Here is a 13,014-nt window from a genome sequence, read left to right as displayed (position 1 = left end):
CCGACACGCCTCGCCGCCCGCACAGCGGGATCACCTCGGTCGGCGGACTGGGACGCGGCCACCGCGCCGCACGCGCCGCGTCGGCCGGGTGGCGCGACGATCGACACCGGATCGCCGATGTGGGGGTGACCCAAGAACAGGTCACCCCCACATCGCCGATGTCGTGTGGATCATGTGGTCCGGGTCGCCTCAGCGCCGGACGGCACCGGCCGGCGTCAGCGCGGCGGGGTGTCCCGGCGGGAGGGGAACGGGGTGCCGGGCTGCCCGAGGGTGGAGCGGGCGCGCAGCCCGACCGGGTCCGGGGCGGCTGCCGGCGCGGCCGGGGTGGGCTCCGGGGTCCGGCGCGCGTCCAGGTACGCGGCGGCGGCCAGGTCGTCGTCGGTGGGGGCGGCGAGCAGGGCGTAGAGCAGCCCGACCACGCCGAAGATCACCGCCACGACGATCGGCACCAGCAGGGCGCTCACCCCGGCGCCGGTCACTCCGCCCGAGCGCTCGTGCAGGTGCACCGAGAGGGCGCTCATGCCGGTGAAGTGCATGCCGTTCACCGCGACGCCCATGACCAGAGCGGAGGCGAAGATCGCCAGGCCGCGCCGGACGGTCATCGCGAGCCACAGGGCCACGGTCGCGGCGACGACCGCGATGACCACGGAGAGGACGACCCGGATGGTGTCGTAGCCGAGGCTGCCATTGAGGCGCATCGCCGCCATGCCGGTGTAGTGCATGGCGGCGACCCCGGCGCCGGTGAACACGCCGCCGGCGATGAGGCGTACCGGGTTCAGCCGGCCGGTGCCGACGATCGCCAGGCCGATGCCGACGGCGACCACCGCGATGGCGGTGCTGGCGGCGGTCAGTGGCACGTCATACCGGATGCGGGTGCCGTCGACGGCGAAGCCGAGCATGGCCATGAAGTGCATGGCCCAGATGGCGGTGCCGCCGAGCGCCCAGGCGGCCAGCAGGCCCCACCAGGCGCGCTGGCGGGCGGTACGGGCCGTGCGGATGCGGCCGGCGCAGACGAGCCCCAGGACCGACCCGAGCACCGACAGCGCGTAGCTCAGCGCGGGCGTGATCCACCCGTACTCAAAGTGATTGATGTCCGCCACGGCGATGTTTCTCCCCACTCGTTACCGGCGCGTATGCACAGCGCCCGGGCAATGATCAGGGGTGCTCCGAGCAGGCGCAATAGCACCCCCGGGCTATTCGTGGGGTGCCGTCACGGTGACCGTCCGATGCGTCGATTCACCGACCCGGTTGACCGAAAGTGATCATCAGGCGGAGGTGTGGTACGCGAGCACTCCCCGGTTGATGGCCGCTATGGCCTGCCGGGCCGTGGCACGCAGCTCCGGCGACGCGCCGCCCGAGTCGGAAAGTTGACCAAGAAGGTCGACCACCTGCCGCGCCCACCGGACGAAGTCGCCGGCCGGCATCTCGCCGTCAATCTCGTGCCCGCTGCCGAGCACCTTCGCCAGGGCCTCGCCCCGGGCCCACCGGTAGACCGGCCAGGCGAAGCCCAGATCCGGCTCGCGGGTAGCGGCCAGCCCACGGGCGGCCTCGTCGGCCTCGATCTCGCCCCACAGCTTCAGCGTCTCGTCCACGGCGTCGGAGACCGGGCCGCGCGGCAGGGAGGCCCGCTCGTCGACGTCGCGGCGCGCCTCGAAGACCACCACGGACACCGCGGCGGCCAGCTCGGCCGGGGAGAGCCCGTCCCACACGCGTCGACGCAGACACTCGGCGACCAGCAGATCCGCCTCGGTCCAGATCCGGCCAAGCATCCGACCGGCGTCGGTGACCGCGCCGTCGCGGCCGAGGTATCCACGCTCGGTCAGCAGCGCGACGATCCGGTCGAACGTCCGGGCGAGGGACCCGGTACGCCCGGACACCCGCTCACGCAGCTCGTCGGTGTCCCGTTCGAGACGACGGCGGCGCTCCGCCCAGCGGGCGTGCTCCTCCCGCTCCGGGCAGGCGTGACAGGGGTGGTTACGCAGCTCGGTGCGGAGCTGGCTGAGCCGGTGGTCCTCGCCGGGCGTCTGCCGGGAGCGGCCACCTCGGCGGCCACCGTGCCGGTCCAGGCCGGTGCCGCTGACCTCGGCGGCGAGGTCCCGCCGGGCCCCCGGCGAGCGGTGGTTGAAGTGCTTGGGCACCCGGATCCGGGCCAACACCTCGGCGGGCGTGGTGAAGTCCCCCGGGCTGACCCGCCCCGCCCAGCGGTCCTGGGTGAGTACCAGCGGACGAGGTTCGCCGAACCCGCCGGTCGCCGGGTCCAGCACGACGGCCAGACCGGCCCGCCGGCCCGACGGAACACGGATCACGTCGCCGATACGCAGCCGCTCCAGCGACGCCACGGCCGCGGCCTTGCGCTGGGTCTGCCCCTGCCGGGCGATGGCCTTCTCCCGGTCGGCGATCGCCACCCGCAGCGCGAAGTACTCGTCGAAGTCGCCGTGGTGGCAGGCGGCCTCCGCGCCGTACGCCTCGATGGTCTCGGTGTTGCGCTGCACCTGCCGCGCCAGACCGACCACCGACCGGTCGGCCTGGAACTGGGCGAACGACGACTCCAGCAGCGCCCGGGCGGGCTCCGCGCCGACCGAGCCGACCAGGTTCACCGCCATGTTGTACGACGGGCGGAAGCTGGACCGCAGCGGATAGGTGCGGGTGGAGGCGAGCCCGGCCACGTGCCGCGGGTCGGTCTCCGGGGACCACACCACCACGGCGTGCCCCTCGACGTCGATGCCCCGCCGGCCGGCGCGGCCGGTGAGCTGCGTGTACTCCCCCGGGGTCAGGTCGACGTGCGCCTCGCCGTTGTACTTGACGAGGCGTTCCAGCACCACACAGCGCGCCGGCATGTTGATGCCCAGCGCAAGGGTCTCGGTGGCGAAGACCGCCTTGACCAGGCCCCGGACGAACAGCTCCTCGACGACCTCCTTGAACACCGGCAGCATGCCGGCGTGGTGGGCGGCGAGGCCGCGCTCCAGGCCGTCCAGCCACTCCCAGTAGCCCAGCACCGTCAGGTCCTCGCCGGGGATGGCGGTGACCCGGGACTCGACCACCCGGCGGATCTCGGCGCGCTCCTCGGGCGAGGTGAGCCGCAGCCCGGCGGCCAGGCACTGCTGCACGGCGGCGGCGCAGCCCGCGCGGCTGAAGATGAACAGGATGGCCGGCAGCAGACCCTCCCGGTCCAGCCGGTCCACGATGTCCGGGCGGATCGGGCCGCGCCAGCGCGGACCTCGGCGTCCGGAGCCCGGCCCGGCGCTGCGCCCCTCGCCCAGCTCCAGCCGGCGCATCGTGTCGCGGGTGTAGCGCAGCAGCTCCGGGTGCACGTCGTGCTTGCGGGCGGCGTCGGCGTCGTGGAACAGGTCGAACATCCGCTTGCCGACCAGCATGTGCTGCCACAGCGGCACCGGCCGGTGCTCGCTGACCACCACGGCGGTCTCGCCGCGCACGGTGACCAGCCAGTCGGCGAACTCCTCGGCGTTCGACACGGTCGCCGACAACGAGACCAGGGTGACCGACTCCGGCAGGTGGATGATCACCTCTTCCCACACGCCGCCGCGGAACCGGTCGGCGAGGTAGTGCACCTCGTCCATCACCACGTAGGCGAGCCCCTGCAACGTGCTGGAGCCCGCGTAGAGCATGTTGCGCAGCACCTCGGTGGTCATCACCACCACGGGCGCGTCGCCGTTGATCGCGTTGTCGCCGGTCAACAGGCCAACCTGCTCGGCGCCGTACCGGTCGACGAGGTCGTGGTACTTCTGGTTGGACAGCGCCTTGATCGGCGTCGTGTAGAAGCACTTGCGCCGGGTCGTCGGCGGCGTCGCGCCGCCGGCCGCCGCCGGGTCGTCGGGCCACCCCCGCAGAGCCAGGTGTACGGCGAACTCGCCGACCACGGTCTTGCCGGCGCCGGTCGGGGCGCACACCAGCACACCGCTGCCCCGCTCCAACGACTGACACGCCTCGCGCTGGAAGTCGTCGAGGTCGAACCCCAGGTCCAGGGCGAACTCGTCCAGCGCCGGAAACTCGGAGGCCTGCGCGGTCCGGCGGCGCGCCGCGGCGTACCGCTCGGCGGGGCTCGACATGGCACCAAGATTAGTGCGTGCCGGCACAGTGCACCCCACAAGGCCGTCCGGCAGGGCTGTCGGCGAGGGTCGGTAGGGTGCACGGCGTGCCGGACCATGCCGAACCGCCCCAGACCACTCCGCCGGGCAGCGCCACCGCCCGCCGGACGTCCCGACGGCCCGTGAAGGCGGTGCTCTTCGACTTCCACGGCACCCTGGCCCAGGTGGAGGAGCCTCGGCAGTGGGTGCTGGAGGCCGCGGCGGCGTGCGGGGTCACCCTGGACCGGGTCCGCGCCACCTCGCTGGCCGACCGCCTGCTGACCGCCGGCCGCGCGGGCGGCCCGCTACCGGCCCGGGTGCCGCCCCGGCTGGCCGAGCTGTGGGCCGACCGGGACCTCTACCCGCACGCCCACCGGGGGGCGTACACCGGGCTGGCCGAGACCGTGGACGCCGGCATCGAGGGCTTGCCCGACGCGCTCTACGAGCGGCTGCTGATCGCCGAGGGCTGGGTGCCCTACCCGGACACGGCCCCCACGCTGGCCGCGCTGCGCGACGCCGGCGTACGCGTCGCGGTGGTCAGCAACATCGGTTTCGACCTGCGCCCGCACTTCGACGCCTGGGGGTTGACCGACCTCGTCGACGCGTTCGTGCTGTCGTACGAGGTGGGGCGCTGCAAGCCCGACCCGGCGATCTTCTGGCGCGCCTGCGGGATGCTGGGCGTCGACCCGGAGCAGACGCTGATGGTCGGCGACAGCCCGGCCGACGCGGGCGCGGTGGCCGCCGGCTGCGCGGTGCTGGTGCTGCCGGCCGCCGAGCCGGGCCGGGAGAACGGGCTGGGCGCGGTCCTGGACCTGGCCCTGCCCGCCTGACCCCGGGCTGATCCGCGTCGAGGCCGCCCGCGCGTCCCCGGAGCCCACCGCCTAGCGTCAGGGCCGTGACGGACACCCTCCTGCCTGCGTCGACACCGACCGACGCGCCCCCACAGCGGCACGGTGGTGTCCTCGCCGTGGGGCTGGTGCTCGGCGGGGCGCTGTCGGTCCAGTTCGGCTCCGCCGTCGCCGCGCTGCTCTTTCCGCGTACCGGCGTGGCCGGGGCGGTCACCCTGCGGCTGACGATCTCGGCGGTGTTGCTGCTCGTCGTGTGCCGGCCGCGACTGCGCGGACACGACCGCTCGGCCTGGCTCGCCGTCGGCGCGTTCGGGCTGGCCCTGGCCGGCATGAACTCGCTGTTCTACCAGGCCATCGAACGCATCCCGCTCGGACCGACGGTGACGCTTGAGGTGCTCGGTCCCCTCGCCCTGTCGGTGTTCACCGCCCGCCGGCTGGCGAGCTGGTGCTGGGCGGGACTCGCGCTGGCCGGGGTGGCGCTGCTCGGGCAGGGCGGCTTCGACCGGCTCAATCCGGCCGGCGTGGCGTTCGCGTTCGGCGCGGGCACGATGTGGGCCGCGTACATCGTGCTCAGCGCCCGCGTCGGCGGCCGGTTCCCCGGCGCGGACGGGCTCGCCCTCGCGCTCACCCTGGCCGCGCTGGTCACCCTGCCGCTGGGCATCGTCGACGGCGGCGCGGTCCTGCTCGACCCGCAGGTGCTCGCGTTCGGCGCGGCCCTCGCGGTGCTCGCCTCCGGCCTGCCGTACACCCTGGAACTGCTGGCGCTGCGCCGGATGCCCACCGCCACCTTCGCGGTGCTGATGAGTCTCGGCCCAGCCGTCGCCACCCTCGCCGGCTGGCTGGTGCTGCGCCAGGCGCTGACCGTGTCGGAGTGCGTCGCCATCGTGTTGGTCATCGCCGCCAGCATCGGCGCGGTACGGGTCAGCGCAGCAGTCGCAGGGCCCCGGGCACTGCGGTGATCGTCACCGGGAGGCCGAGCGAGCGTTCCCCGTCGGCGTACGTGACGATCCCGTCGGCGGCCAACTCCACCGTACGGGCCCGGTAGCTGCTCACCACCGGGTGCTCGACGTGGGTGCCCTGGTAGATGTGCGGCTTCACCCGGATCATCGTGCGCCGGTCCGCTCGACCGGCCACCACCACGTCCAGCAGCCCGTCGGTCGGGTCGGCGTCGGGGCAGATCCGCATCCCACCGCCATACGACGGGCAGTTGCCCACCGCCACCAGCACCGCGTCCATGTCGTGCACCACCCCGTCGAGGCGCATCGTGTAGCGCCGCGGCTTCAGGCGGGCCATCTCGATCAGGATCGCCAGGTCGTACCGGCGGGGGCCGCGCGGCCACCGCATCCGGTTGGCCCGCTCGTTGACGATCGCGTCGAAGCCCGCCGCGAGGACCGCGCCGTACCAGCGTTGCGCGCCATCGACGCCCGTCATCCGGGCCAGGTCGACCTCGCGGCTCCGGCCGGTACGCAGCGCCTCGGCGATCACCTCCACGGCGGCGACCGGATCGGCGGGAAAACCGGTGTCGATCGCGAAGTCGTTGCCGGTGCCGGCGGGCACCGGTCCGAACGGGATGTCGGTGCCGGCCACGGCCTGCAGCGCCCGGTGCACGGTGCCGTCTCCGCCGATCGCGACCAGCGCGCCCGCGCCCTCGGCGACCGCCGTCCGGCAGGCCACCTCCGCCTCATCGGGGGTGGACGCCGACAGCACCGTCACCGGCCGGCCGGCGGCGGACAGCCCGTCCAGCAGTCGGGGCAGCAGGGCCCGCCGCCGTCCCCGGCCGGCCGTCGGGTTGGCGAGCACGGCCACCGGGCCGGCGGCCGACGCGGCGTCCTCCGCCGGTCCGGGCCGAAACTCTTTCACGGTCACGGCCAGCACCGTACTCGTCGTACATCTGATGTTCATCGTGCGGAGGTAGCGCTCCCAACCCACCGGGCGGCTCGAATCGGTCGACGGCGGACACAGCGACGCCGCCCCCACCTGGCGGGGACGGCGTCGGCTGGCTCTGGCGGCGCGGGGCCGTCAGGTCATGTCGTCGTAACGGCGTTCGATCGGCGCCGGCTTCGCGATCGGCTCCGGAGCGCCGATCGGCGCGGTCGCGTCGACCCGCTGCCCGGCCACGACCGGGTCCGGGTCGAACTCCAGCGGCGAGACCTCGTCGTCGTCGAGACCGGCGTAGACCTCCTTGCCGCGACCCCGCCGCCGGTCGTTGATGAACGCGATGCCCACCGCGCCGAAGTAGAGCGCGGAGAGGCAGACCGCCAGGGCGGTCATCCCGAACGGGTCGGGGGTGGGGGTGACCACGGCGGAGAACGCGAAGAACACGAAGATCGCCACCCGCCACCAGCTCAGCAGCCGCTTCGCGCTGGCCAGGCCGACGAAGTTGAGCATCAGCACGATCAGCGGGAACTCGAACGCCACCCCGAACAGCAGGATCAGGTTGGTGACGAAGGAGATGTACCGGGTGACTTCCAGCGTGGTCGAGATGTCATCGCCGGACACGTTCATCAGGAACTCGAGGCCCTTGGCGGTGACGAAGAAGGCCAACACCGCGCCGGCGGCGAACAGCGGCGCCGCCAGGGCCGTGAACGCGTACGCGTAGCGCCGCTCGTGCCGGTGCAGCCCCGGCGCGATGAACGCCCAGAGCTGGTAGAGCCAGATCGGCGCCGCGATGATCAGGCCCACCCAGAGGCCGATCTTCAGGTTCAGCAGGAAGAGGTCCGCCGGGCCGAGCTGGACGAACAGGCACTTGCCGGACGCGTCCTTCGACCCCGGCAGGTCGCAGTACGGCTGCGACAGCAAATGCCGCACCGGCTCGGCCAGCCAGATGCCGAAGCCGAAACCGACCAGGATCGCCAGCGAGGCGCGGAACAGACGGTTGCGCAGCTCACGGACGTGCTCGATGAGCGTCATCGAGCCGTCGGCGGCCCGCTCGAACGTGCTCGGGCCGCGCTTACGCAGGGCGAAGGCCACGGTGCGAAGGCCCTTCGGTCAGTTGTCGCGGACGCGGTGCACCGGGTCGACGACCGGCTGCTGCGCCGGCGCCTGCTGGTACGGCGGCTGCTGCGGCTGCCCGGCGTACGGCGGCTGCTGCCCGGCGTGCGGCGGCAGCGGCTGGTAGCCGGCCTGCGCGTCGGCCTTCTCGGCCAGGTCGCGGTCGTCGTCCTGCAGGCTCTTGGTCTCGGCCTTGATGATCCGCAGCGAGCGACCCAGCGAACGGGCCGCGTCCGGAAGCCGCTTCGCACCGAAGAGCAGGATCAGCACAACCACGAGAACGGCGATGTGCCACGGCTTGAGGGCACCCATGAGAAGCTCCAGTCGCTCTGTGTCCGGGGGGTGGTACGCAGCCCATCGTACGTGCGGATCGGTGCGATGCCACCCGCCGGGTGGTGATGGATCGGCCCGGCCGGTGAAGTCTTGACCAACGCGCGATGATCCGTCAACCACCTGGGCCGACGGCGCGGTCAGCCGCGCTTGGCCTTGATCAGCTCAAGGCGCTGCTGGGCGGTGTCGAGCTGACGTTGGACGCCCTCGGCGCGCTGCTGCAACGCCTCGGCGGTCTCCCGCAGCGCCTCCGCCTCACCGGCCCGGCGCTGCAACGCCTCGGCGGCGCGGCGCAGCTTGGACAGCCGGGCCAGCACCGGGCGTACGGCCAGCGCGAGCGCCACGAGCGGGAGCAGCACCAGCGCGAGCACGATCCAGATCAGCACGCCGGCCAGCCTACTGGGTGCGGCCGGCCACCGCCGGATCGCCCGACGGCGCTCCGGGGGCCGCGGCCGTGCGGTCGTCGTCGGGCAGCCGCGTCACCGGCGCGGGCACCGCGTACGCGTCGAGCGCGGCGGACGCGGTCGCCCGGACCTGCTCGGCCAGCTCGACGGGGGCGACCACGGTGACGTCCGGGCCGAGGCCGAGCACGAACCGTCGCGCCCACCCCAGGTCGGTCACGCGCAGCGAGACGAGCCACTGGTCACCGTCGCCGGCCTCGACCCGCTCGCACGGGTAGTACTCGGTGATCCACCGTTCGCCGCGCCCGATCCGCAGGGTGATCAGCGGCAGGTCGGGCGACGGCCGGAAGACCCCCTCGGTGCGATCGTGCGGGACGGCCTGCGGCGGAACGGCGGCCGGCTCGTCCAGCTCGGTTATCGCGTCGATCCGGTCGGCGCGGAACAGCCGCACCGCCTCCGCGCGCCGGCACCACGCCTCCACGTACGCCCGACCGCCGACCATCAGCATCCGCAGCGGGTCGATCACCCGCTCGGTGGTCTCGTCCCGGGCCGCCGTGTAGTAGGTGATCCGCAGCGCTCGGCCGCCCTCCACGGCGGCGCGCAGCGCCTCGACCCGCCGGGTGTCCCCGGGGAGCCGGACCGCGACCGGCGCGCCCACCAGGTCACCGGCGGCGTCCTCGATCTTGGCGAGGGCCCGTTCGATGGCGTCCCGGTTGGCGACGCCGGGGGTCTCGGCGAGCATCCGCAGCGCCACCACGAGCGCGAGGGCCTCGTCGGGGGTGAGCCGCAGCGGCCGGTCGATGCCGGCGTCGTAGGTGATGGTCACCCGGTCGCCGTCGAACGCCATGTCGATCAGATCACCGGGGCCGTAACCGGGCAGCCCGCACACCCACAGCAGCTCCAGGTCCTCCCGGAGCTGTCGTTCGGTGACACCCAGGTCACCGGCCGCCTCGGCGACCTCGATGCCCGGTCGGGCCAGCAGGTAGGGCACCAGGTTGAGCAGGCGCGCCAACCGGTCGGCGGAGGTCTTGGAACCGCCGCGGGCGGCCGGGCGGGTCACCGGGCACCCCCGGAAACCGCCAGCTCGTCGTGGCGGACCGCGATCTCCTTGAGCCGCTGGATGACCGCCTCGCGGACCTCCGGCGGGTCGAGCACGCGGACGTCCGGCCCGTACCCGACAAGGTGGCCGGCCAGACCGTCCGGGTCGGCGTACGGCAGGACCAGGCGGTCGCCGTCCGGCCCGGCGGTCACCTCGACCGCCCACCGACGCAGCCCGGCGGCCCGGCCGGGCGCGGCCAGCACGGTCGCCCGGCCGGTGCGCTCCACCGGCCCGGACCAGCGGGCCACGTGACTGATCAGGTCTTCTCCCAGCGGCGGCTCGTAGGCGCCGGACGCGCCGGTCACCCGGACGGCGCCGACCACCCGGGAGAGGCGGAAGCAGCGGGTGGCGTCCCGGTCCAGGTCGTGGCCGACCACGTACCACCGGCCCCGCCAGCAGACCACGCCCCACGGTTGGAGCCGGCGGCGGCTGGGGGCGTCCCGGTCGGGTACCCGGTAGTCGAAGCCCACCTCCCGGCGGTCCCGGGCGGCGGCGGTCAGCGGCGCGAACGCCGGGTCGACGGTGACCATCGGCTCCAGGCCGAGGGTGGCCTGCGGGTCGACGTCCACCCCGGCGGCGCGCAGCTTGGCCAGCCCGGAGGACGCGGCGGCGGCCAGCCCGGCGTGCTGCCACAGCCGGGCGGCGATGCCGACGGCGGCGGCCTCGTCCGGTTCGAGGGGGATGTCGGGCAGCGCGTACTCGCGGTGGGCGATGCGGTAGCCGGGCTCGGCGTCGAAGACGCTGGCCGTGCCGGTCTCCAGGGGGACGCCCAACTCGCGCAGCTCGGCCTTGTCCCGCTCGAACTTGCGCTGGAACGCCTCGTGGTCGCGCGCGTCGTCGGGATCGTGCTCGTAGCCGGGCACGGTCGCGGCGATCTGCGCGGCGGTCAGGAACCGTCGCGTGGACAGCAGGCAGATCACCAGGTTGACCAGGCGTTCGGTGCGGGTCCGCGACACGCGGTAGACGCTAGCAGCCGACGCGCCCACATCGTGCACCCACGCGGGGCGTGCCGCACACTTGTTCGGATCGGGTCCTCCCCCGGCGCGCCGCCGCTCACCGCCATAGGGTTTCCCTCATGTCGCAAGCCGGGATGAAGACCGAGAGCGAGAGCGTCGGCACCGTGGTCGTCGCGGGCGTCGCCAACCTCGCCATCGCGGTCGCCAAGCTGGTCGCCGGGCTGATCTCGGGGTCGGCCGCGATGCTGTCCGAGGCGGCGCACTCGGTCGCCGACACCACCACCGAGGTGCTGCTGTTTCAGGCGCTGCGCCGGGGCGCCCGGCCGGCCGACAAACGGCACCCCTTCGGGTACGGCAAGGAGAGCTACGTCTGGGCGTTCTTCGCCGCGATGTTCACCTTCGTGGCCGGCGCCGGTTTCGCCGTCACCCACGGCGTCACCACGATCCTCGTGCACGAGCACAGCGGCGACTACCTCGTGTCGTACATCGTGCTGGCGGTCTCGTTCGTCATCGAGTCGATCTCGCTGGCCCGGGCCGTGCGGCAGGTCCGGCGCGAGTCCGAGCGCTGGCAGACCACCCCGCGACGGTTCCTGCGGCTCACCGCCGACACCACCGTCAAGGCCGTCTTCCTGGAGGACAGCGCGGCCCTGATCGGCCTGGTGCTCGCGGGGCTCGGCGTCGGCCTGTCGCACGCCACCGGCGACGAGGTGTGGGACGGCGTCGCGTCGATCCTCATCGGCCTGCTGCTGCTGACCGTCGCCGGGATCCTCGCCAGCAACAACCTGTCGCTGCTGGTCGGCCGGGCCGTCCCGGAGCGGCTGCGTCGCGAGATCGAGCAGGAACTGGCCGGCCTGCCCGAGGTGGAACGCATCGACACCCTGCTGACCATGCAGCTCGGCCCGGACGACATCCTCGTCGCCGCGAAGGTCGACTTCCGCGACGAGGCCACCGGCGCGCAGATCGAGACCACCGCCGACGAGGCCGAGCGGCGGCTCACCGAGCGCTACCCGGAGATCCGGTTCGTCTTCCTCGACCCGACCCGCTCGCTGCCGGGCGCCACCGGCACCGCCCGCCACACCCAGGCCGCGCCGCCCGCCTCCCCCGGCGACGAGCGGACCTGAACCCGAGCGGCGTCGCACCCGGTCGCGGTCCGCCGCGCCCGCGCGGCTAGCGTGCCCGTCATGGTGCGATGGCGTACGGGGACGGTGGCGGCGCTGCGACGGCAGTGGACCGGGGCGGTGGAACTCGACGTCGACCTGCCCGACGGCACGCGCATGCGGGCGCTGGCCTATCCCGAGCTGGTCGGCACGCCCGAGCCCGGCGACCGGGTGCTGCTCAACGCCGGCGCGCTGCTGATGGGGCTGGGCACCGGCGGGTACGCCCTCGTGGTGGCGGTGCCGGACCGGCTGCCCCCGGACCCGCCGGACGCCGGCGACACCCGCGACGCCGGGCACCTGGTCAAGGCCCGCTACACGCCGTTGCAGCCGATCCTGCTCGGTGTCGACGAGGAGGCGTCCCCGCACCGGGCCGTGCTGGCCGACGCCGACGACCTGGGCGGCCTGCCCGTGGTCACCGCCGACCTGCACTCGGCGTTGCCGGCGATCCTGGCCGGCATCCGGGCCGACGCCCCTCGGGCGCGGGTCGCGTACCTGCTCACCGACGGTGGCGCGCTGCCGGCCTGGTTCTCCCGCACCCTGGCCGGGCTGCGCGACGAGCTGGTCGGGACGATCACCGTCGGGCAGGCGTTCGGCGGTGACCTCGAGGCCACCACCCTGCACGGCGGTCTGCTCGCCGCCCACCACGTGCTGCGCGCCGACGTGGCGATCGTGGCGCAGGGCCCCGGCAACCTGGGCACCGGCACCCGGTGGGGCTTCTCCGGTGTCGCCGTCGGTGAGGCGGTCAACGCGATCGCCACGCTCGGCGGGCGGCCGGTCGGCTCGCTGCGCATCTCCGACGCCGACCCCCGCCCCCGGCACAACGGGGTGTCGCACCACAGCCTCACCGCGTACGGCCGGGTGGCGCTCGCCCCGGCGGAGTTGGTGGTGCCCGACGGCCTGGACCCGGCCCTGGCCGCCGAGGTCGACGCCGCCCTGGCGCCGCTGGCGGCCCGGCACCGGATCGTGCAGGTGCCCACCGCCGGCCTCGACGCCGCGCTGCGCGCCAGCCCCGTCCCCCTGTCCACCATGGGCCGCCCCCTGGACGCCGACCACGCCTACTTCCTGGCAGCAGCAGCCGCCGGCCGCCAAGCCACCACCCACCTCCCCTAACCCCAACCCCACCCCACCCCACCCCCACCCCCCAGCC

The 13,014-nt window shown here is 74.0% G+C and carries 12 protein-coding genes; 4 read left to right on the top strand and 8 right to left on the bottom strand.

Annotation, left to right across the window (positions count from 1 at the left end; all coding sequences use genetic code 11):
* Window positions 1–215: 215 nt before the first annotated feature.
* Both AB0B55_RS04510 and AB0B55_RS04505 read right to left on the bottom strand, forming a co-directional pair.
* Complete coding sequence (locus tag AB0B55_RS04510; protein ID WP_357170299.1) at window positions 216–1,100, bottom strand: MHYT domain-containing protein; 885 nt, start codon at window positions 1,098–1,100, stop codon at window positions 216–218.
* Window positions 1,101–1,265: 165 nt separating this feature from the next.
* Window positions 1,266–4,067 (bottom strand): DEAD/DEAH box helicase, encoded by a 2,802-nt coding sequence (locus AB0B55_RS04505; protein WP_357170296.1) that lies wholly within the window; start codon window positions 4,065–4,067, stop codon window positions 1,266–1,268.
* A gap of 86 nt (window positions 4,068–4,153) precedes the next feature.
* Between AB0B55_RS04505 and AB0B55_RS04500 the strand changes: the two genes are divergently transcribed.
* The gene (locus AB0B55_RS04500) at window positions 4,154–4,915 is read left to right on the top strand and encodes an HAD family hydrolase (protein WP_357170293.1); all 762 of its coding nucleotides are present in this window, start codon (window positions 4,154–4,156) and stop codon (window positions 4,913–4,915) included.
* Window positions 4,916–4,980: 65 nt separating this feature from the next.
* Window positions 4,981–5,892: an EamA family transporter gene (locus tag AB0B55_RS04495; RefSeq protein WP_357119213.1), complete on the top strand. Its 912-nt coding sequence runs from the start codon at window positions 4,981–4,983 to the stop codon at window positions 5,890–5,892.
* Here AB0B55_RS04495 and AB0B55_RS04490 read toward each other — a convergent pair.
* The 6 genes from AB0B55_RS04490 to AB0B55_RS04465 form a co-directional block, all read right to left on the bottom strand.
* Window positions 5,855–6,793 carry a diacylglycerol kinase gene (locus AB0B55_RS04490; RefSeq protein ID WP_357119486.1) on the bottom strand — a complete coding sequence of 313 codons (939 nt, stop codon included), beginning with the start codon at window positions 6,791–6,793 and terminating at the stop codon, window positions 5,855–5,857. The genes AB0B55_RS04495 and AB0B55_RS04490 overlap by 38 nt on opposite strands.
* A gap of 159 nt (window positions 6,794–6,952) precedes the next feature.
* Entirely contained in the window at window positions 6,953–7,903 is a 951-nt protein-coding gene (gene tatC / locus AB0B55_RS04485) for a twin-arginine translocase subunit TatC (protein WP_357119216.1), read from the bottom strand.
* An 18-nt stretch (window positions 7,904–7,921) separates the two neighbouring features.
* Complete coding sequence (tatA, locus tag AB0B55_RS04480; protein WP_357170290.1) at window positions 7,922–8,236, bottom strand: Sec-independent protein translocase subunit TatA; 315 nt, start codon at window positions 8,234–8,236, stop codon at window positions 7,922–7,924.
* Window positions 8,237–8,394: 158 nt separating this feature from the next.
* Window positions 8,395–8,640, bottom strand: a complete 246-nt coding sequence (locus AB0B55_RS04475; protein ID WP_357170287.1) for a hypothetical protein — start codon at window positions 8,638–8,640, stop codon at window positions 8,395–8,397.
* Between the two features lie 10 nt (window positions 8,641–8,650).
* Entirely contained in the window at window positions 8,651–9,715 is a 1,065-nt protein-coding gene (locus tag AB0B55_RS04470) for a YafY family protein (protein WP_357119222.1), read from the bottom strand.
* Window positions 9,712–10,710, bottom strand: coding sequence for a WYL domain-containing protein (locus tag AB0B55_RS04465; protein WP_357119225.1), 999 nt, complete (start codon window positions 10,708–10,710; stop codon window positions 9,712–9,714). Before AB0B55_RS04465 ends, AB0B55_RS04470 begins: the two co-directional genes overlap by 4 nt.
* Window positions 10,711–10,829: 119 nt before the next feature.
* Here AB0B55_RS04465 and AB0B55_RS04460 point away from each other — a divergent pair, with 119 nt between their 5' ends.
* Window positions 10,830–11,831, top strand: coding sequence for a cation diffusion facilitator family transporter (locus AB0B55_RS04460; protein ID WP_357119228.1), 1,002 nt, complete (start codon window positions 10,830–10,832; stop codon window positions 11,829–11,831).
* A gap of 60 nt (window positions 11,832–11,891) precedes the next feature.
* A complete protein-coding gene (locus tag AB0B55_RS04455; protein WP_357170284.1) occupies window positions 11,892–12,977 on the top strand; it encodes a DUF3866 family protein in 1,086 nt (361 codons plus the stop codon).
* Window positions 12,978–13,014: the final 37 nt, after the last annotated feature.

This window comes from Micromonospora sp. NPDC049107 (assembly GCF_040648595.1).
Taxonomy (GTDB): domain Bacteria; phylum Actinomycetota; class Actinomycetes; order Mycobacteriales; family Micromonosporaceae; genus Micromonospora.
Note: the sequence above shows the minus strand (reverse complement) of the source record. Positions and strands in the feature narration are given on the sequence as shown.